Raw genomic sequence first — 20450 nt, forward strand, 5'->3', positions numbered from 1 at the left:
GGCATAAAGGGGGCGGGCGCACATGCGGTCGGTCAGGATGACGCTGCTCTTGCGGCCCCGCTTGCCCGAGGGGGCAGCGGCAATGGTAGTCTCCATGTGGTTTCGGCTCCTACGCTTGAGACCAAAGGGCCGGGATTTGAGCTTTCAGTTTGTCGTGCGGACGCTGAAGCGTTTAGGTCCCCGCCCTAGATTTGGCGAACTCCGCAGGAACAGCCCGAAACAAGCCTACGCATAACGCACTTGTTTTAAAGGGTTTTTGTAGTTTCACGGTGTTTCACCAAGATCCAAAATATAGACGTGTGGTCCTGGCCGTCGTTGCTACGGTCAAGCTCTTGCGGATGCGGCATTTGCGTCAACCGGCGCGGTGCCGGCGACTTCCGCGGGAGTGAGGGAGGCCAAAGGGAACTCGGCTCCCGGGAGAGCACGGCATAAGCCGTCCAACCATTGCGCAGGGAGGGCCGAGTGATTGGCTCCACCTGTATGCTGCTGTGCGGTTCTCTTGCGCACCATCTTCGCGCAGCGGACCGCGGGTGCGAGGTCAGCACCCGGTCTTCCCTGCGCCCTCTTGGCTTCGAGGGTGGAGCGATGAAGCAAAGCTCGAGCGGATTGGGCCGCGAGAGCGCGAAGGCGTGTCTGCTGTTTGAAAGTGTCTGCCGCTTGAAAAGAGTCTGCTGTCGCGCGATCGCCTCGACGACGCCAACACGCCTACTGCGGCTCGATTCCTGCCGCCTTGATAATCCGCCCCCACTTGCCAATCTCAGATTTCAAGAAGGCTTCAAGGGCTTCCGGCGTTGCGCGGTTGGATTCGACCGGCGCCATGCTGAGTTCGGCAAAGCGGCTGATCAGTGCAGGATCCTTCAGTGCCGTCTGCAGCGCGCCGACGAGATGGTCGACCACCGGCTTCGGTGTGCCGCGCGGGGCGTAGAGACCGTACCAGGTCGTGACGTCGAATTCGGGAACGCCGGCCTCTGCCGAGGTCGGCACGTCAGGCAGGGTCGCGACACGCGCTTTGCTGGTGATCGCGTAGCCCTTGATCGTCTTTGACTGGATATACGGCGTCGGTCCGGTCGCGGGATCGCAATAGACATCGATATGGCCGGCGATGACGTCGTTCAGCGCTGGTCCGCCCCCCTTGTAATAGATCTGCGAGAGCTTTGTATTGGTGGCGCTCATGAACATCAGGCCGCAGAGCTGCGAGGCCGAGCCGAGGCCGACATTGCCGAAGGTCATCTTGTCGCCCTCGCCGCGGATGCGTGCGATCATCTCGCTCAAATCCTTGGCCGGAAAGTTCGGCCGGGCCACCAGAATCATTGGCACGTCGGTCACGAGCCCGATCATGGCGAAGTCGCCGACCGGGTCGAACGGCAATTTTGCGTAGAGCGCGGGCGCTGTGGCCTGGCCGACATGCATGAGCAGCAGCGTATAGCCATCGGGCGCGGCCTTGGCGACGCGGTTGGTACCCAGCGTACCGCCGGCGCCGACGACATTCTCGATGACGATGGACTGTTTCAGCGTCGCACTCATGGCGTTGCCGAGGATGCGCGCGATGACGTCGCCAGGACCGCCAGCCGAGAACGGCACGATCATCGTGACCGGGCGGGAAGGGTAGTCGTCCGCGATCGCGGTGCCGCAAGGGGAGAATAGGAGAAACAGGATCAGCGATCGTACGAGATACGTCATCGAACACTCCCTGGCGGCGTTTTTTAGTCGTCGGAAGGCGCCGCCTCCTTGGCCGCCGACGATTTTTCAATCATGTCCAGCGCGGCCACTGCGGCCGCGTTGATGTGGTCGACACAGCAGCGCTCGGCGAGATCCGCATCGCCGCTCTGGATCGCGCGCCAGATCGCGGTGACCTCGCGCAGGCTCTTGTTGATCCGCTTCGGCTGCGACATCGACGTAATGCGCAACAGCTGGATGCGGTCGTGGAGCGGCTTGAGCATGCGCTCGATAAACGCATTGCGGCAGCCGGCGATCAGCGCGGCGTAGAAATCGGTCTTGGCTTCCAGGCAGCCGACCAGATCCTGCTTGGCCGCGGCCGCCTTCAGCCGCGTCAGGGCCTCCCCGATCCGGCGTGCCACTTCGGGGTCATGCAGCCTGGCGCATTCGCGGCCCGCGAAGCCTTCGAGGACCGCACGCGCCGCATAGAGCTGCCGGGCCTCCTCCAGGCTGATCGTGGAGACCACGGGGCCACGGTGCGGGACGGTATTGACCAGCCCGTCGGCCTCCAGCGCGCGCAGCGCTTCGCGGATCGACGGGCGGCTGACGCCCATCATCTCGCAGAGCTCGCGCTCGACCAGGCGCTGGCCGGGTTTCAGCGTTCCCGACATGATCGCCTCGCGCAGCTTTTGCGCGACCATCGCCCGGACGGTCGGGACGTCCTCGATGCGGAGTGTCGACTGCAATTCGCTACGTCTTTCCATGTCCGGGTCCTGTTCGGGAAAAGTCAGTACCGGTTTACAGGCAGAATCATCATTTCGGCAATTTGAACGTGGGGCGGCTGGTCGAGCGCAAAGACGATGGAGCGGGCGATATCGGCCGGATCGAGCGCCATCCTGAACTGGTCGAAATAGTCCTTTTCCTTCCGCGTATCGCCGCGGTAGCGGGTCAGGATGATATTGGTCCGGGTCAGGCCGGGCTGGAGCTCGGTCACCCTGATTGCGGTTTCCGCGAGCTCACCCCGGAGGGTCTCGGTGAACATGTGCACGCCCGCCTTGCTGGTGCTGTAGGCGGCCATGTCAGGGACGATACGGACGGCGTTGATCGAGCTGATGTTGACGACATGGCCGGCATTGCGCAGGACCATGCCGGGGAGGATCGCGCGGGTAACCCGCATCAGGCCGATCAGATTGGTCTGGATGATGTTGGACCAGTCGTCGGCGGAGCCGATGTCGAAGCGGGTCCGTCCACCGATATCGTGTCCGGCATTGTTGATGAGGACGTCGACCGGCTTGAAATGACCGGGAATCGCATCCGGCAGGCCGTCCACAGCCTTTGCGTCGCTGATGTCGAGCTGGATCGGAAACACCGCGTCCCCGCCCGTCGTCGCCAGTTCCTGCAGCGCCTTGGCATCGCGGTCGACCAGCACGACGCGGCGGCCGCTCTCCAGCAGCGCCTTGGTGATGGCGCGACCCATGCCGCCGGCGGCGCCCGTCAGCACGACGCTCTGGCCCGATTGTTCAGTCATCGCAGCACTCCCATTCGAAGGTCCTCATGCGACCGACCAGCCGCCGTCGATGGGCAAGCTGGCTCCGGTGATGTCGTTTGCGGCCGGACTACAGAGAAAAACGACCATGGCGGCGACCGCGTCCATTCCGATGAAGCGCCGCGTCGGCTGGCGCTCGCCGAGATATTCGCGCGTGACGTCATCGACCGGACGGCCGCTATTCGCGGCAATGCCGGCGATCTTGTTGAGAATGGCGGGCGTCGGCAGCGTGCCGGGGCAGATCGTGTTGCAGGTGATGCCGCTGCGGGCCGTCTCCATGGCGACGGCACGGGTGATACCCAGGATTGCGGTCTTGGTGGTGACGTAATCGATACGTTCCTCGACCGCGCGGCTCGAATAGATCGAGCCCAAATTGATGATCCGCCCAAAGCCGCGCTGCTTCATCGCCGGCAGCGCCAGGCGTATCAGGTGAAACGGTGCCGACAGGTTCACGGCCAGCGCCTGTTCCCATTTCTCGGGCGGAAACTGCTCGATGGCAGAGAAATGCCTGATGACGGCGTTGTTGACGAGAATATCGATGGCGCCGCAGCGGTCGAGCAAATCGGCCATCATGGTCTCGATCGCCTCGCGCTGGGCGAGATCGGCGCCAGCCGCGATAACCTCCACGCCGAAGCGGTCGCGCAGTTCGTCCGCGGCCTGCTTCGGCGCGATGAGATCGTGAAGGACGATGTTGGCGCCCGCGCCGGCAAGGCCGTCCGCCATGGCCCGTCCGAGGCCTGCGGTCGCGCCGGTCACGAGTGCCCATTTGCCCTTCATCACAGCCATCGCTCCGCTATTTCTTGTCGAGCTCTGCGAAGACTTCCTTGGCGTTGCGGAACGCATCCACGCCCGCGGGCACGCCGCAATAGATCGCGACCTGCATGAACACCTCGCGGATTTCCTCCTTGCTGGCGCCGTTGGCGAGCGCGCCGCGGACATGCGTCTTCAGCTCGTGCGGGCGATTGAGCGCGCAGAGCATCGCCAGGTTCAGGAAGCTGCGGGTCTTGCGTGTCAGGCCCTCGCGGCCCCAGACGTAGCCCCAGCAATATTCCGTGGTGAGGTCCTGCATCGGGCGGTTGAACTCGTCGGCGGACGCGATCGCCTTGTCGACGAACTCGCTGCCGAGCACGCTCTTGCGGATTTCGAGGCCGCGGTCGTAGGTCGCCTTGTCCATGTTGCTCTCCGTTTCTTGTTGGTGTCGTCAGCACTCAGGTCAGTTCTTGGGCCAGAACGGCTTTGCCAGCGCGAGCTCGGGCGGGAATACCGTCACCGGCACGCCGGACTGCCACTGCACGATGGTCATGCCGGCGCCGACCCGGCGGCCCTTCTCGTCGAACTTGATCTCGCCCAGCGGGTAATATTTGGAGGGACCGCCATCCATCGTGCGCAGCGCCTCGCCGACGGCGACGCGGTCAGCCTTGCCGGCCTTCTCCAGCGCGTCCTTGATCACCCACATGTCGCCATAGGTGGAGATCGCGTTCTGCGTCATCCACGGCTCCTTGTAGCGGGTCTTCAATTCGGCGATCAGCGCCTCATGTCCCTTGGCGCCCCAGCTCGCGACGCACGTCAAGACGCCCTGAAGCAGTTCGGGGCTGACGGTCTGCAGCATGTCCGGCTCGGCGATCGCGATGCCGAACGAGATCGTCGGAACCTTTCCTTGGCCGAGGCCGAACTCGTTCATCTTCTCGAGCAGCAGCTTTGCGTCCGAGATCACCGTCGGCAGGAAGAACAGCAGATCGGGTTTCGCCGAGCGGATCTTCTGCACCAGCGACGTCGCGTCCGCCAAGGGCGGCGTGAACGTCTCGTCGACGATCAGTTGCAGCTGGTTTTCCAACAGCAGACCTTCGCGCATCGCCTTTGCGGAGGCGATCGAGGCGCCCGTGTTGTCGGTCAGGATCGCGACCGTCTTCGGCCGCTTGCCGGAGGCCGTGTCCGCCAGCTTGATCAGCTGCGGCAACGCCTGCTTCGCCTGCGAACCCGCGGTGGCCGCGGTCTGGAACACGTATTTGAAGCCGCGCTCGGTGATGAGATCGGAGTAGGAGAGGGTGAGCATGGGCAGATTGGCGCGCTCGGTCACCTCGGTCACCGCGAGGGTGAACGAAGACAAATAGGCGCCGCTGGCCGCAACCAGATCGGTCTCCTGCGCCACCATGCGCTGGGCCGCGTTCTTGGCCTTTTCCGTGGTGTCGCCGGAATCGAGCACGACGAGCTTCAGCTTGGCGCCGCCGAGCGCCTTGATGCCGCCTTGGGCGTTGATGTGGTCGATCGCCATCTCGGCGCCTTCGCGCATCACCGTGCCCGGACGGGCATAGAGCCCGGAGATCGGCACCAGCAGGCCGACCTTCACTTCAGAAGGCTGCTGCGCCCAGCCGGCGCGGGATGCGATCAGCGTGCCGGAGGCGCCGGCAAGCAATGTTCGCCGCGATATCGTGAACTTGCTCTTTGCAGTCATGACAATTCTCCTCCCTGAAAAGTCGCGCGACGCTGTTAGGATTTCTTCGGCCAGAACGGCTCTGCCTGCGCGAGCTCGGGCGGATAAACGGTGACCGGCACGCCCGATTGCCATTGCACGATGACGACGCCGGCGCCGACGCGGCGGCCCTTCTCGTCGAATTTGAGCTGGCCGCCCGGATAATATTTCGAATCTCCGGCATCCAGAGTCCGCAAGGCCTGTGCGACTGCATTGCGGTCGGCCTTGCCGGCCTTCTCAAGCGCTTCCTTCATCACCCACATGTCGCCATAGGTCGAGATGACGTTCTGCGTCGCCCAAGGCTCCTTGTACTTGGCCTTGAGCTCGGCGATCAGCGCTTCGTGACCCTTCGCGCCCCAGCTGGCGACAATGGTCATGATGCCCTGTACGATCTCCGGGCTCACGCTCTGGAGCATGTCGGGCTCGGCGATGGTGATGCTGAAGGACACGGTCGGGATCTTGCCCTGGCCGAGGCCGAACTCGCTGATCTTCTCCAGCCCGAGCTTGGCGTCCGACACCGCGTTCGGCATGAACAGCAGCAGGTCGGGCTTGGCCGAACGAACCTTCTGGATCAGCGGCGTCGCATCCGAGAGGGGTGGGGTCCAGACTTCTTCGACGACGAGCTGGAGGCCCTCCTGCGCGAACAGTCTCTCCTTCAGCGCCTTGGCGGTGGCGACCGAGGTTGCGGTGTTGTCCATCAGCATCGCCACGGTCTTCGGCCTTTTGCCGGACGCTTTCTCGGCGAGCTTCATCAATGTCGGCAGGCCCAGCTCGGATTGACGGCTCGCGGTCGCGGCGGTCTGAAAGATGTATTTGAAGCCCCGGTCGGTCAAAAGGTCCGAATAAGAGAGCGTCAGCATCGGCAGTTCGGCACGCTCGGTGACCTCAGTGACCGCAAGCGTGAAGGACGAGAGATAGGAGCCGGTAGCGGCGACGAGATCCGGCTCCTGCGCGACCATGCGCTGTGCCGCGTTCTTGGCCTTCTCGGTGGTGTCGCCGCAATCGATCACGACCAGCTTCAGCTTGGCGCCGCCGAGCGTCTTGATGCCGCCTTGCGCGTTGATGTGCTCGATGCCCATCTCGGCGCCCATCTTCATCACCTGGCCGGGGCGGGTGTAGATGCCCGAGAGCGGAACGATCAGCCCGACCTTCACTTCGGCGGGTCCTTGCGCGCGTGCCACGCCGGCAAGGCTGACGGCGGCGGCCCCGGACAGCACGGTCCGGCGCGAAAGTCCCTTCGCTGTCTTGTTCATTGTGTTCTCTCCCTTGTCCTTGTTCTTATGTTGGTCACATGCCGAGATAGGCCTTGCGCACGCGGTCGTCCGCGCGCAGCGTGTCATTGTTGCCTTCGAGCACGACGCGTCCGGCTTCGAGGACGTAGCCGTGGTCGGCCGATTCCAGCGCTTCCGCGACGCGTTGCTCGACCAGCAGCATGGTCAGCCCGGACTGGCGGCGGATCTCGATCAGACGATCGAAGATGAAGTCCGCGGTCGATGGCGCGAGGCCCATCGACGGCTCGTCCAGCATCAGCAGCTTCGGCGAAGAGGCGAGGCCGCGGCCGATCGCAAGCATCTGCTGCTGGCCGCCCGACATCGTGCCTGCGAACTGGTTGCGGCGCTCCTTCAGCACTGGCAGCCATTCGAAGATCCGCTCGATATTGGCCCGCCAGTCGCGCCGGCCGCTCTCGGTCATCGCACCCATCTCCAGGTTCTCCATCACGGTCAGTGACGGGAACACTTGGCGGCCCTCGGGGACGTGGGCGATGCCGAGATGGGCGCGCTGCGGCGGCGGTACGGCGAGGAGATCGACGCCATCGAAGGTGATTGCCCCGCCGCTCGGCTTCACGATGCCGGAGATCGTCTTGAACAGGGTGGTCTTGCCGGCGCCGTTGGGCCCGACGATCGCGACGAACTCGCCGGCGCCGACATTGATCGAGACGTTATTCAGGACGGGTTTTGCGGAATAGCCCGCGCTCAATCCCTCAATTCGCAGCATGGCCCACCCACTTCTTGCCGAGATAGGCCTCGATCACACGGTCGTCGCGCGTCACCACTTCCGGCAGGCCCTCGGTGATGACGGCGCCGTGGTCGAGCACGAGGAAGCGATCGACCAGGCGGACCATCGCCTGCATGGTGTGCTCGATGATCGCGATGGTCATGCCGTCGCGCGCGAGCTGCTGGATCACGGCGACGACCTCGTCGGCTTCGCCATGGCCGAGGCCCGCGAGCGTCTCGTCGAGCAGCAGGATGCGCGGCTGGCCGGCGATCGCGCGAGCCAGTTCCATTAGCCGCAACTCCTTGGTCGAGAGCTCGCCAGCGACACGGCTGGCCACAGCGGAAAGTCCGACGCGCGCAACCGCGTCGGCGGCCAGCCTGCGGGCCTCCTCGTCGGAACGTGCGCGCACATAGGCACCGACAACGACGTTGTCGAGGATCGACATGCGCAGGAATGGCCGCATCACCTGGAAGGTGCGGCCGATGCCGGCCTCGCAGATCACGTGCGGCCGCTGCCCGGACATGTTGCGGCCATCGATCAGGACCTCGCCCTGGCTCGGCTTCAGGAAGCCGTTGAGGAGGTTGAACAGCGTCGTCTTGCCGGCGCCATTGGGGCCGATGATGCCGAGGATCTCGTTCTGGTGCAGCTTGAAGCTGACATCCTGCACGGCCTTGAGGCCGCCGAACGAGCGCGAGAGATTGCGGACCTCGAGCACGACCTCGCCGGTCGCGGCGCGCTGCCGCGCGGCAGGCTTCAGCGATGTGACGTTGGTGGTCGTTGCCTCCGTCGCGTCACTGACGGTTGCCGTCGATGCGTTCCGCTTGCGCAGAAGATCGCGCAATTTCCAGAACAGGCCCTCCGGCGCCAGCAGGATGACGCAGACGATGGCGATGCCGAAGATGACGCCCTGAATCCCGGGGATGCGTGCGCCGGCCTCCGCATGGAGGATCTCGGCGAGCGGGATCAGGATCACCGAGCCGATGACCGGACCCCAGACGGTGCCGACGCCGCCGAACATCGCGACCGTCAGCGCCTGCGCCGACACCAGCATGCCGAACACCGATTGCGGGGTCACGACCAACAGCACCTGCGCGTAGAAACCGCCGATGGCGGCGGCGATGGCGCCGCTCAGGGTGATGGCGCGCAACTTCCAGGCCAGGGTATTGATGCCGGCCGCTTCGGCCGCGGCCTCGTTCTGCTTGATCGCGAGCAGCGCCATGCCGAAGCGCGAGCGCTCGATCACCTGCGTCAGCACGATGGTGGCCAGCATGATGGCGAGCCCCAGCAGCGTGTAGATGTGGGGATTGGTGAACTGCATGAAGGCAATCGGCGCGTCGCGCTTGATCGGAAGCGTCACCTCCTGGAAGCCGAGCCATTCGAACACGTAGAGAATGGCGAGCGGATAGGCGAGCATCGCCAGCGCGAAGTAGTGGCCCTGCAGGCGGAAGGTCGGAAATCCGATCAAGAGCCCGGCAATGCCGCCGAGCATGGCGGCGATCGGGATCAGCAGCCAGGGCGAGATGTTGAAATAGATCTGCCCGAGCGCGGTCGCATAGGCGCCGATGCCGAAGAAGGCGGCGTGACCGAACGAGATCAGCCCGGTGTAGCCGCTGAGCAGGTTCCAGGACAGGCCGAACACCGCCCATACCGGAACCAGCGTCAGAATCAGCTGGTAGTAGGAGTTGGTGACGCCGAGCGAGATCCCGGCGTAAGCGAGCGTGAAGAGCAGGGGCGGCAGGAAGGAACGCATCCGGAGCATGATCACGTCCTCTCCACCATGCGCCCGAAGAAGCCCTGCGGACGGAAGAAGATGATGAGGAGGAAGACGGCGAAGATCGCGGCGTTCTGCAATTGCGTCGGCAGGATCAGCGTCGACATCTGCTGCACGAGGCCGATCGTCATGCCGCCCCAGAATGCGCCGATGATGCTGCCCATGCCGCCGAGCACGACGCCGGCATACATGACGATGACGTATTCGAGGCCGACGAAGGGATGGAACGGATAGTTGGTGGCGAGCAGGCCGCCGGCAATCGCGGTGATGCCGCAGCCGAGCGCGAAGGCGGTGCGGTGCGCGCGGTCGACGTCGATGCCCATATAGGTCGCTGCGGTCGGATTGTCGGCGGCCGCGCGCAGCGACTTGCCGATCCGCGTGCGCGTGATCAGCAGCGAGAGCAGGATCATCATCGCGAGCGACACGACCGCATCGATGCTGCGGGCCTTGTTAAGGAAGATGCTCATGTCGAAGAACGGGCCGAGCTCCCAGGCTGAGCTCGACAGCGGCGTGCGGATCGAGGCCAGCACCGAGCCGAACACGATGAGGCCGCCGTTCTGCAGGATCAGCGCGATGCCGAGCGTGAGGATGAGCTGGGCGTAATGGCCTTCGCCTTCGAGCGAAGCGGTGCGCGTGCCGGAGACGTGCGAGATCAGCGTCCGATGGACGAAATAGCCGAACACGGCAAGCACGGGCCCGGCCAGCAGGATGGAGACGAACGGTCCGACGGTATTGCCGAACATCGCCTGCACACCGGCGGCGGTGAAGAGATAGAAGGCCGTGTACATGCCGAGCATCATGAAATCGCCGTGGGCGAAGTTGATGACACGCATGACGCCGAAGATCAGGCCGAGCCCGACGCACATCAGGCCGTAAACGGCGCCAATCAGCAGGCCCGCGGCGAGCGCTTGCAGAAATCCTTCCATCAGCTACGCCTCCGCGCTGCCGACGATGCTAGACTGGCCTCCAAGTCGACCATGTTTCCCCCGTACTCTCCGGCATTTCTTATGATGCCGATCGTAAGACCCGTTCCGTCTCCAGACGGCATTGTGCGGCGATGGCGCCGGCACTGCCGAGTTGCTCGCAATCGTCGATGAGTTGCTCGAGCCGGTGCGCGCGATCCTCACCGAGGACTCCGGCAGCGGCAGCGCGGAAGCGCGCGCGAATTTCTGAAGGCGTAGCCGCGATGACGTCGGGCAGCGCGTGCCGGATGGCCCGGCCGCTGCGCAGATGCACGCTCACGTCGGCGCCCTGCTTGCCGGGGAAGGCGGCGGTGAAGCCGGGATCGGCCTCGAGATCCGTGATCGCGACGAGGCGAATGATGTCGGCATCGTCGGGCTCAGAGTAATTCTCTTCCTCGATCTCGCCCCGCGCCAGCGTCGCGGCGACGCTGAAGGGAATGCTCATCTTGGCCTGGAGCGCGTTGCGGTAGGGTCCCATCGAATCGCAGCCGGGATAACGCACGGCCGCATCCGGCGCGCGAATGACGACGCGGTCGATCTCATCAGCGCTGGCGAGCTCAAGCGAAACGCGAAGCGCGGCCTGTGCTGCGGTCTGCGCGAAGTTGCAGGCGGGAACAGGCTTGTTGTAGACGGCCATGATCTCGCACTCGCCATCCGGGAAGAGCGCAATGCTGTCCGGCGCGGCCTGGCGGCGATAGGCGGCGAACAGGCCGGCTTCGCCTTCGAGGATCGTTTCCGAGCCGAACGCGCCGGCCGCGGCCAGGCCGATCGCCTTGATCGCGTTGCTGGCCGCAAAGCCCGGATGGAAATACATGTCCGAGCCGCCGGCATGCGGCCACTCGTTCAGCCCGCTGGACGTGTTGGCCGCGATCGCGATAGCACTGGTTGCTGCGTCCTCGGAGAGGCCAAGCGCAAAACTTCCGGCGAGCGCCGCGCCTGGAGGGGCCACGAGCCCGGTCGGACGATAGAGGCGGGCGAGATCGGAGGTCAGCAACGCGCGGCCGATCCGTGCGCCGGTCTCATAGCCGATGATGGCAGCGGCGAGCAGCCTTGCGCCGTGCAGCGGCGCCTGTTCCGACAGCGCGAGTAATGTCGGCCAGATCACGACGCCGTGGTGCGCGATGCTGGCCGCGTGCATGTCTTCACGGACGAGGCCGTGCCCCATCACCGCATTGGCGAAGGCGGCATCGGCCGGCGAGGAGAGTTGCGACGTTCCGATGATGGTCGCGTTGCCGCCGCCTTGTGCAACCGCAACGGCCTGGCGGCTCCAGGGATGCTGGCCGGCCTCGAACGCGCAGGAGAGGAAATCGAGCAGGCAGAGCTTTGCCTTGGCGACGACGTCAGGCCCGAAATCACCGAGGTCCAGCGCAAGCACGCTCCGCGCCATCTGGCGCGCGAGCGAGACCTTGCCTGATCCGGTCGGGCCGATCGTCATCGCAATCGCTCTCCCTCGAGGCTTGCGCGATCAGCCGCGCATTTCCACGCCGGCCCACTCCTCGAGCACCTTTGCGATCGAGGTGAAGTCGGACGAGGCGCCATATTTGGCGTTGGTGATTGCGAGCATCTGCCGCACCACCGCGCCGCAGACCATTGGCACGCCCATCGCCTCGGCCTCGTCCACGCAGAGCCGGACGTCCTTGTAGGAAAGTCCGGTGGCGAAGCCGAAATCGAATGTGCCGGGCAGCACCGCGCGGGGGAACTTGTCTTCGGAGGCGCTGTTGCGGCCGCTGCTGGCGTTGATGATGTCGATCAGGACCTTTGCGTTGACGCCACCCTTGACGCCCATTGCCACCGCTTCAGAAGTAATCACGAGCGCGGCAGCCGCCATCAGATTGTTGGCGAGCTTGGCGGTCTGCGCCACGCCGGGCTTGTCGCCGGTGTAGAACAGCTTGCCGAAATTCTTCAGGATCGGCTGCACGGTGTCGTAGGTCGCTTGCGGACATGACACCATCACGGCCAGCGTGCCGTTGACGGCGCCCTTGATGCCGCCGCTCACGGGCGCATCGACCAGCGTCATGCCCTTGGCCTTCAGACCTTCCGCAACGAGCTTCGCTGCGCCGGGACCGGACGTCGAGAGATCAATGACGATCTTGGCGCGGTTACCGCTGCTGATGCCGTCCTGGCCGAGTGTGACCGCCTTGACGATGTCGGGCGTCGGCAGGCTGACGAGCACGATGTCGGCGCGCGAGGCGACGTCGGCCGGCGACTTTGCGAGTTGCGCGCCGCGCTTGACCAGCGGCTGCACTGCGTCGGCCTGGGTGTCGTAGACGACGAGCGAATAGCCCGCGTCGATCAATCGCCCCGCCATGGGGCCGCCCATGCGGCCCGTGCCGATTACGCCGAGGATCTCTCCCGCCATCGTCTACTCCCTGTCGCGCGATCCCGTACCGGATGCGCCTTCTTGATCTCGTTGGTCGAACGCTCTCGCCGGCTGGCCTTGTCGGCCGCCGTCGTCGTGGCAGCGGGATCCCGCGCCAGCGGCCGGATTGTTATGATTGTCAGACAAGCTGTCAAGCATAACATTTGGGATCGACAGTTTGCCGCGGATCGTCCTATGGTCCGGGAAAACGAGGAAGACGCCCCGCGTGCCGCAAGATCCAATTCCGAGTGTGAGCTGGACGCTCGCCGATTTCGTCGCGACCTCGTCATGGGCGGACGTGCAGGCGCAGAGCGTCGAGGCACGGCGATCGATCCTCAATTTCTTTGCGACCGCGCTCGGCTCCGCGCGCGATCCGGTGGTCGTCGCCGCGATGCGGACCTTGTCGCCGTTCAGCGGTGCCGCGACATCGACGGTCATCGGTCACTCCGAGCCGATGGACGCGCTATGCGCGTCGTTTCTCAATGCCATCTCGGCCAATCTGCTCGACTTCGACGACACCCATCTCGAGACGATCATTCATCCGGCCGCCCCGGTCGCAGCTAGCATCTTCGCGCTTGCGGAGACGCGAAAACTGTCGGGGCGCGAGGTGTTGACCGCGTTCATTCTCGGCGTGGACGTGGAATGCCGCATCGGCAATTCAGTCTCGCCGCGCCATTATGCGCGCGGCTGGCATATCACCTCCACCTGCGGGATCTTTGGTGCCGCCGCAGCAAGCGCGAAGCTGTTGGGCCTGCCTGCGGAAGACATTGCGAACGCGATCGGAGTTGCGGCGAGCCAGTCGGCCGGCAATGTCGAGAACCTGCCGAGCGCCGCCAAGAATGTCAGCGTCGGCAATGCCGCACGTAACGGATTGTTCGCGGCGCTGCTGGCCCAGCAGGGTTATGAGGCCGCGCCGCACGCCATCGAAGGTCCGCTCGGCTGGGCGCGCACCATGGGCGACGAGCCGGATCTTGCGCGTTTGCTCGATGGCCTGGGCAAGACCTGGGAAATCGCAAAAAACACCTACAAGCCCTATCCCGCCGGCATCGTGTTCCATTCGGTCATCGATGCCTGCCTCATGTTGCGCGAGCGGATCGGCCGCAACGTCGATCAGGTCGAGGCGGTGACCGTGCAGGGCTCGGCGCTGCTGCTCGCGCGCGGCGATCGTCCCGTCAACAACGAGCGCGATGCGCGCGTCAGCATCCATCATTGTGTGGCCTGCGGACTGCTGCTCGGCACGGCGGGCGTGGCCGAGTTCATGCACGAGACCGTGGTCCGGCCCGATATCGTGCGAATGCGGCGGAAGGTGAGGGCGGAGCTCGATGCTCAGATGCCGGACGGCGCGGCGCGCGTCGCCTTGCGCCTGTCGTCCGGTGAGGTGCTCACCGAGACCGTGACGTCGCCGCGCGGCAGCCAGGCTGCGCCGCTGTCGGACCGCGACATCGAGGAGAAGCTGCGCGAAGGCGTACGGACTGGTCGAAGCGATTGGGATCCGGACCGCGTCATCGACGCTGTCTGGCGGCTCGATGCGGTTGATGACGTCGGTGAACTCCTGCGATCGCTGCGCCCGCCGCCGGCGACGCGCCGAACAACTTCCAACTAGACTCTCTCAAGACCTGAAAGGGACGATCATGAGCAAGACCGAACTGTTCGAAAAAGGCCTCAAGGTTCGCAAGGAGGTGCTCGGCGAGGACTATGTCAACAAGTCGATCGCCGGTGCCGACGAGTTCACGCGCACGATGGCGGAATGGTCGACCGAGTTCTGCTGGGGTGCCTTGTGGACGCGGCCCGGCGTCGACCGTCGTACGCGCTCGATCGTCAATCTGGCGATGCTCGGCGCGCTGAACCGTCCGCACGAATTGAAGCTGCACGTGAAGGGCGCGCTGAAAAACGGCCTGACCAAGGAGGAGATCAAGGAGATCCTGCTTCAGGTCGCCGTCTATTGCGGCGTGCCCGCCGGCATCGACGCCTTCCGCAACGCGCGCGAGGCCTTTAACGAGGTCGACGCGGCCGGTTCCTGAGCGAGAGCCCCATGGCTGACCCGGAATACGAGCTCTTCGCCATCCGCTATGCCACCCGCGATGCGCAGCGGAGCGAGCACTTCATCGGTGGCGACCCGCATGACGGGCCGATGCCGATGGACTATTTCATGTGGCTGGCCAAGGGCGGCGGGCGCACCTTCGTCATCGACACCGGGTTCAACAGCGAAATCGCAAAGCAGCGCAGGCGGACATTCCTGCGTTGCCCCGTGGAGACGCTGGCCGCGTTCGATGTCGACGTCGCCGACGTCAAGGACGTCATCCTCACGCATCTGCACTACGACCACGCCGGCAATTTCGACCGGTTTCCGAATGCGCACTTTCATCTCCAGGAGCGCGAGCTTGCCTACGCCACCGGGCGCTATATGCACTATCCGCGCCTGTCGCATTCCTTCGAGGTCGAGGATATCTGCGGAATCGTGCGGCTGAACTACGCGCGGCGGGTGCTGTTCTACGACGGGGACGCCGAGATCGCGCCCGGACTGAGCGTTCATGCTGCCGGCGGCCATTCCGCCGGCCTTCAGTTCGTCCGCGTCAACACCCGACGTGGCCCCGTCGTGCTCGCCTCCGATGTCAGTCATTTCTACGAGAACATGACCAGCGAGCGTCCGTTCACGACGGCGTTTCATGTCGGCGACATGCTGGTTGGATTCGACAAGCTGCGCGCCGCAGCGTCCAGCGCGGACCACATCATCCCCGGCCACGATCCGCTGGTCATGAAGCTTTACCCGGCACCCAGCCCTGAGCTGAACGGTGTCGCCGTTCGCCTCGACGTCGCGCCGTCCGGAGCCGCTCGTTCCTAGGACGTCGAGCACGCGATAGCGGAACGACCAAAAAATCGATTTTCGATTTTCTATTGACCCGCACGCCCTCCCTTGCAATCATCCCGGCATGGGTCCGCTTCAGTTCCAGTTGTCCGGAAGCCCCGGAGATGGTCCGCGCAGCCTGACGTCGGCGCTGCACGAACGCCTGCGCGCCGACATCCTGGCGACGCGGCTGCTGCCGGGGCAGAAGCTGCATATCGCAGGCCTCGCAAAGCAGTTTTCCGTGAGCCTTGCCGCCGTGCGTGAGGCATTGTCGCGTCTCGTCGCCGACGGTCTCGTGCAGGCATCCGACCAGCGCGGTTTTCGCGTTAGCCCGGTCTCGCTCGCCGATCTCGCCGACGTGACGCAGACGCGCATCGACATCGAGGGCCTTGCGCTCCGCCGCTCCATCGAGCGCGGCGATGATGCCTGGCTCGCGTCGGTCAAATCCGCCTGGGTAGATCTCAAGGCCGTTCCCTATCACTATCCTGATGATCCCACCGTGCACTACGAGGAATGGGTGATCCGTCACCGCATCTTCCATCGTGCGCTGGTCAATGCCTGCGGCTCGCCGTGGCTGCTCGGCTTCCGTGATGTGTTGCATGAACAGAGTGAGCGCTATCGACGGCTCTCGATCCGTCGCGAGCTCGGCAGTAAGCCGCGCGACGTCGAGGCCGAGCACAAGGCGATCGTCGCCGCCGTGGTGAAGCGCGACGCGGATGCGGCAGTTCGCGCCTTATCAAAGCATTTTGGCATCACCAAAGAATTCGTCGAGCTCGCCGCCTCGCGCATTGCGGAGGTGAGCCGCTCGTCCTGACGATCCCTAGAAATTCGGCACAAAAAAATACAGTCCGGGAGGAAACAATGAAGATCAATCGCCGTCATGCGTTCATGTCGCTCGTTGCCGCCGCAATGCTGGCCGGCCCTGCGAGCGCCGCCGACACCATTCGCGTCGGTCTGCCCACCAAGACGTACTGGCCGACGACGATCGCCGAGACGGCCGTGCGGCAAAAGCTGTTCGAGAAGGAAGGCATCCAGGCCGAGCTGACCATCTATCGTAGCGGCGCCGAGACCTTCGAAGGCATGGCCGCGGGCGCTGCCGACATCATCCTCGATCCGCCGTCGCTGGTCTCCGCCGGCCGCAAGAAGGGCGTGATGTCGCGCATCGTCGCCAATGCCGCGATGGGCAATTTCGGGTGGCAGCTGATGGTCCCAACCAAATCGACGCTCGACGTCAAGGATCTCAACGGCAAGAAGGTGGCGATCACCGCGGCCGGCTCCGGATCCGACCTGCTCGCGCTGTGGACCATCCAGGACAAGAAGATCGATTTCACCCGCGTTCCCGTCGGCGGCGGTGGCCTGGTGCCGAACCTGCTGGCCGGCAACGTCGAGGCGGCCGTGGTCTATTCGCCGCTCAGCTTTCAGATCTCGAAGTCCGGCGAAGCCAGGACCATCCTCGATTACGCGACCGCGGTTCCGCCGAACCTCACGGCGGGGTGGATCGTGCTCGACAAATTCGCGGATGCAAAGCCCCAGCTGGTGCAGAAGGCGGTGAACGCGCTCTATGGCGCGGTCGCGTTCATGCGTGCCAACCGCGACGTCACGGTCAAGCTGATCGCCGAGCTCTACGAAATGCCGCCGGAGATCGCCGCGCTCGAATACGACAACACGATCATGAAGCTCGAGACCAGCGGTGATATGGGCGCCGCTGGCGTGAATGCGGCCGTGCAGCTGTCGCTCGATCTCGCCAAGCTCGGTGGCCTCAAGGACATCGTGCCGGTCGAGGACGTCATCTCGACCAAGTTCAAACCCGTCCCGACCAAGTAGCAGCGATGCAGGGCTCGCTCGCCATCAACCTCGCGCGGATCGCGATCATCGTCGCGATCCTGGCGCTATGGGAAATGCTGTCGCGCACCGGCATCGTCAATCCGCGCCTGCTGCCGTCGGCGTCCGACACGTTCGTGACGCTCGGCGATCTCCTGCAGCGCGCGGCCGTCCAGAAGGATCTGATGGTGACCGCGACCGAGGTGCTGGCCGCGTTCGCGCTGGCCGTGCCCTTCGGGGCAGTGATCGGCTTCCTGGTCGCCGAGAACCGCTACTTCGCGGATGTCGCCAAGCCGCTGCTGTTCTTTGCCTTCAGCATCCCGAAGTCGATCTTCCTGCCGATGTTCATCCTGGTGTTCGGCGTCGGCTTTGCCCAGAAGGTCGGCTTCGGCTTCTTCTCGACTATTTTCATCGTGATCATGTCGACGACGACGGCGGTGGAGTCGGTCAAGGTGGAGCATCTGACGGTGGCGCGCTCCTACGGTGCCACGCCATGGCAGACGGCGTTTCGTGTCTATCTGCCGAGCATGCTGCCGGTGCTGCTGGAGGCCTTGCGGATCTCCATGATCTTCAACCTGACGGGGGTGATCCTTGCCGAGATGTACGCCTCGCGCGACGGCATTGGCCACCAGATCGCGACCTGGGGCGAGAATTTCCAGATGAAGCAGCTCCTCGCCGGCGTGGTGATGGTGGCGGCGATTGCCATGACCTTCAACGAACTTGTCAGATGGGTGGAAACGCGATGCAGCCATTGGCGAACGTGACCCCATTGAAACCCGCCGCGCGGGCCGGCGCGATCGAGGTGAAGAATGTCGGCCAGGTGTTCAAGACCCGGTCGCAGGACGTCGTCGCGCTCGACGACGTCTCGCTGGAGATCAAGCCGGGACGGTTCGTCGTGCTGGTCGGGCCGAGCGGTTGCGGCAAGTCGACCCTCCTGATGATGATGGCCGGCCTGCGCCAGCAAACGTCAGGCACCATCACCATCAGCGGCGCGCCGATTCCGCAGCCCGACCCCGACCGGGTCGGCGTGGTGTTCCAGGAGGCCAGCCTGTTTCCGTGGCTCACGGCGGAAGACAATGTCGAGTTTCCGCTGGCGCTGCGCGGCGTGCCCAAGGCGGAGCGTCGGGCCAAGGCGCAAGATGCGCTCAAGCTGGTCGGGCTCGAAGGTTTCGGCAAACGCCATCCGCATGAACTCTCCGGCGGCATGAAGCAGCGCGTCTCGATCGCGCGCGGGCTGGTGCAGGATCCGCCGGTGCTGTTGATGGATGAGCCCTTCGCCGCCCTCGACGAGCAGACCCGCATGACCATGGGCGACGAGTTGCTGCGCATCTGGGCGGCGACCGGCAAGACCGTCGTGTTCGTCACGCACAGCCTCACCGAAGCCGTCTATCTCGCCGACGAGGTGATCGTGATGTCGGCGCGGCCCGGCCGCATCGTCGACCATCTCCAGGTCCAGCTCCCGCGGCCCCGCACCTACGAGATGCTGAGTGGCGATGCTTTCGGTGCGTTGCGTGATCGCATCTGGCGGCACATCCGCAAATCGGCGTGAGGCGGAGATGAGCGCCAAAACGCTGCGATATCTGATCGTGATCGGCCTGATTGCTCTGTGGGAGCTGTTGCCGCGCACCGCTCTCATTCCCGAGCTGTTTCTGCCGTCGCTGTCGTCCACGCTGATGGCGGGATGGATGGACGCAGCCGAATATGGTCACGCGCTCGCAGTGACGCTCTACGAGGTCGTCGTTTCGATGGCGTTCGCCTGCGGCGGCGGCATCCTGCTCGGCGCCATCGTCGGCAGCCTGCCGCGCCCGCGCGTGCTGATCATGCCGATGGTGTCGAGCCTCTATGCGGTGCCGCTCGTGATCCTCTACCCCGTCTTCACGGTCTGGCTTGGCATCGGCTCGGAATCCAAGATCGCGTTCGCCTCGATCTACGGTTTTCTGCCGACGATGCTCGCGACTGCCGCCGGCATCCAGACCATCGATCCGCAACTGCTGCTTGCCGCGCGCAGCATGGGCGCAACGCTGAGCCAGCGGCTGGTCCGCGTCATCATTCCCGCGGCGATCCCGACCGTGCTATCCGGCCTGCGCGTCGGCGGTGCGCTCGTCATCGTCGGCGTCGTCGTCTCGGAGATGCTGATCTCCTCGGCCGGCATCGGCTATCTGATCTCGCGCTACCGCACCATCCTCGATAGCCCGCACGTGTTCGCGGGCGTGTTGCTGGTGTTGTTCCTCGCCATCGCCTTCAACGCTGCGATCCGCTGGATCGAGCGCAAGGCGGCGATCTGGCAGACCGGCACCCGCGCCGGTCAGGCCAATGACGAGATCGCGTCGGGCGCGATGCAGCCGGCGACCTGAGGTATCCGCGTGTACGATTTGACCCTGACATTCGACAACGGCCCCGATCCCGAGGTGACGCCGCGCGTGCTCGACATCCTCGCCGAGCGCGGGATCAAGGCCACCTTCTTCGTCATCGGTGAGAAGCTCGCCGATCCCACACGGAGTGCGCTCGCGAGCCGTGCGCACGGGGAGGGGCATTGGATCGGCAATCACACGTTTACGCACAGCATTCCGCTCGGTGAGCAGAAGGACAGCAACACGGCAGAGAACGAGATCGGCCGGACGCAAGTTGCGATCGGCGATCTCGCGCATCCGCAGCGCTGGTTCCGGCCATTCGGTGGCGGCGGCAATCTCGATACGCGACTGCTGAAGCCGTCCGTCGTCGACCATCTCATCCGCAACAAGCACAGCTGCGTGCTCTGGAACTCCATTCCGCGCGACTGGGATGATCCCGACGGCTGGACCGAGCGCGCGCTCGACCAGTGCGGCCGGCAGCCCTGGACGCTGATGGTGCTGCACGATCTGCCGACCGGCGCGATGGAGCATCTCGAGCGGTTCCTCGATCGCGCTGAGGCGGCCGGCGCCCGCTTCCGCCATGATTTCCCGCCCCAATGCGTTCCCATCCGCAGCGGCGAGATCGCACTTCCGATCGACGACTATGTATCCTCCATCGAAGAGAGTGTTTGACT

At 64.7% G+C, this 20450-nt stretch carries 21 protein-coding genes; 9 read left to right on the forward strand and 12 right to left on the reverse strand.

All coding sequences use genetic code 11. The features are described from left to right. Positions 1–705: 705 nt before the first annotated feature. From BRAGE_RS0100485 to BRAGE_RS0100540, 12 genes are all read right to left on the reverse strand, one after another. Complete coding sequence (locus tag BRAGE_RS0100485; protein WP_027564072.1) at positions 706–1680, reverse strand: tripartite tricarboxylate transporter substrate-binding protein; 975 nt, start codon at positions 1678–1680, stop codon at positions 706–708. Positions 1681–1703: 23 nt separating this feature from the next. Beyond that, positions 1704–2420 carry a GntR family transcriptional regulator gene (locus BRAGE_RS0100490; RefSeq protein ID WP_051377659.1) on the reverse strand — a complete coding sequence of 239 codons (717 nt, stop codon included), beginning with the start codon at positions 2418–2420 and terminating at the stop codon, positions 1704–1706. Between the two features lie 23 nt (positions 2421–2443). Next, entirely contained in the window at positions 2444–3184 is a 741-nt protein-coding gene (locus BRAGE_RS0100495; protein ID WP_027564074.1) for an SDR family oxidoreductase, read from the reverse strand. Positions 3185–3208: 24 nt separating this feature from the next. Continuing rightward, positions 3209–3988 (reverse strand): SDR family oxidoreductase, encoded by a 780-nt coding sequence (locus BRAGE_RS0100500; protein WP_231164110.1) that lies wholly within the window; start codon positions 3986–3988, stop codon positions 3209–3211. A 7-nt stretch (positions 3989–3995) separates the two neighbouring features. Then, the gene (locus BRAGE_RS0100505; RefSeq protein ID WP_027564076.1) at positions 3996–4376 is read right to left on the reverse strand and encodes a carboxymuconolactone decarboxylase family protein; all 381 of its coding nucleotides are present in this window, start codon (positions 4374–4376) and stop codon (positions 3996–3998) included. A 39-nt stretch (positions 4377–4415) separates the two neighbouring features. Then, the gene (locus BRAGE_RS0100510) at positions 4416–5654 is read right to left on the reverse strand and encodes an ABC transporter substrate-binding protein (protein ID WP_027564077.1); all 1239 of its coding nucleotides are present in this window, start codon (positions 5652–5654) and stop codon (positions 4416–4418) included. A gap of 35 nt (positions 5655–5689) precedes the next feature. After that, on the reverse strand, positions 5690–6925 hold the full coding sequence (locus BRAGE_RS0100515; protein ID WP_027564078.1) for an ABC transporter substrate-binding protein: 1236 nt from the start codon (positions 6923–6925) through the stop codon (positions 5690–5692). 34 nt (positions 6926–6959) lie between these two features. Continuing rightward, positions 6960–7667: an ABC transporter ATP-binding protein gene (locus BRAGE_RS0100520; protein ID WP_027564079.1), complete on the reverse strand. Its 708-nt coding sequence runs from the start codon at positions 7665–7667 to the stop codon at positions 6960–6962. After that, entirely contained in the window at positions 7654–9426 is a 1773-nt protein-coding gene (locus BRAGE_RS0100525) for a branched-chain amino acid ABC transporter ATP-binding protein/permease (RefSeq protein ID WP_027564080.1), read from the reverse strand. The genes BRAGE_RS0100520 and BRAGE_RS0100525 overlap by 14 nt, the downstream gene beginning before the upstream one ends. A gap of 2 nt (positions 9427–9428) precedes the next feature. Beyond that, positions 9429–10364, reverse strand: coding sequence for a branched-chain amino acid ABC transporter permease (locus tag BRAGE_RS0100530; RefSeq protein WP_027564081.1), 936 nt, complete (start codon positions 10362–10364; stop codon positions 9429–9431). 79 nt (positions 10365–10443) lie between these two features. Continuing rightward, positions 10444–11835, reverse strand: coding sequence for an MmgE/PrpD family protein (locus BRAGE_RS0100535; protein ID WP_027564082.1), 1392 nt, complete (start codon positions 11833–11835; stop codon positions 10444–10446). A 30-nt stretch (positions 11836–11865) separates the two neighbouring features. Beyond that, positions 11866–12759, reverse strand: a complete 894-nt coding sequence (locus BRAGE_RS0100540) for an NAD(P)-dependent oxidoreductase (RefSeq protein ID WP_027564083.1) — start codon at positions 12757–12759, stop codon at positions 11866–11868. Between the two features lie 226 nt (positions 12760–12985). Here BRAGE_RS0100540 and BRAGE_RS0100545 point away from each other — a divergent pair, with 226 nt between their 5' ends. The 9 genes from BRAGE_RS0100545 (at position 12986) to BRAGE_RS0100585 (ending at position 20448) form a co-directional block, all read left to right on the forward strand. Continuing rightward, complete coding sequence (locus BRAGE_RS0100545; protein ID WP_027564084.1) at positions 12986–14362, forward strand: MmgE/PrpD family protein; 1377 nt, start codon at positions 12986–12988, stop codon at positions 14360–14362. 28 nt (positions 14363–14390) lie between these two features. After that, on the forward strand, positions 14391–14780 hold the full coding sequence (locus BRAGE_RS0100550) for a carboxymuconolactone decarboxylase family protein (protein ID WP_008557256.1): 390 nt from the start codon (positions 14391–14393) through the stop codon (positions 14778–14780). 11 nt (positions 14781–14791) lie between these two features. After that, on the forward strand, positions 14792–15601 hold the full coding sequence (locus BRAGE_RS0100555) for an N-acyl homoserine lactonase family protein (RefSeq protein WP_027564085.1): 810 nt from the start codon (positions 14792–14794) through the stop codon (positions 15599–15601). An 88-nt stretch (positions 15602–15689) separates the two neighbouring features. Then, the gene (locus BRAGE_RS0100560) at positions 15690–16418 is read left to right on the forward strand and encodes a GntR family transcriptional regulator (protein WP_027564086.1); all 729 of its coding nucleotides are present in this window, start codon (positions 15690–15692) and stop codon (positions 16416–16418) included. Positions 16419–16465: 47 nt separating this feature from the next. Continuing rightward, positions 16466–17428 (forward strand): ABC transporter substrate-binding protein, encoded by a 963-nt coding sequence (locus tag BRAGE_RS0100565; protein WP_027564087.1) that lies wholly within the window; start codon positions 16466–16468, stop codon positions 17426–17428. A 5-nt stretch (positions 17429–17433) separates the two neighbouring features. Next, positions 17434–18189 carry an ABC transporter permease gene (locus BRAGE_RS0100570; protein WP_027564088.1) on the forward strand — a complete coding sequence of 252 codons (756 nt, stop codon included), beginning with the start codon at positions 17434–17436 and terminating at the stop codon, positions 18187–18189. After that, on the forward strand, positions 18168–18974 hold the full coding sequence (locus BRAGE_RS0100575; protein ID WP_051378397.1) for an ABC transporter ATP-binding protein: 807 nt from the start codon (positions 18168–18170) through the stop codon (positions 18972–18974). The genes BRAGE_RS0100570 and BRAGE_RS0100575 overlap by 22 nt, the downstream gene beginning before the upstream one ends. Before the next feature lie 7 nt (positions 18975–18981). Beyond that, positions 18982–19779, forward strand: a complete 798-nt coding sequence (locus BRAGE_RS0100580; RefSeq protein ID WP_027564090.1) for an ABC transporter permease — start codon at positions 18982–18984, stop codon at positions 19777–19779. A gap of 9 nt (positions 19780–19788) precedes the next feature. Continuing rightward, the gene (locus BRAGE_RS0100585; protein WP_027564091.1) at positions 19789–20448 is read left to right on the forward strand and encodes a polysaccharide deacetylase family protein; all 660 of its coding nucleotides are present in this window, start codon (positions 19789–19791) and stop codon (positions 20446–20448) included. Positions 20449–20450 lie beyond the last annotated feature (2 nt).

The sequence above is a fragment of the Bradyrhizobium genosp. SA-4 str. CB756 genome, from assembly GCF_000473125.1.
Taxonomy (GTDB): Bacteria; Pseudomonadota; Alphaproteobacteria; order Rhizobiales; family Xanthobacteraceae; genus Bradyrhizobium; species Bradyrhizobium arachidis.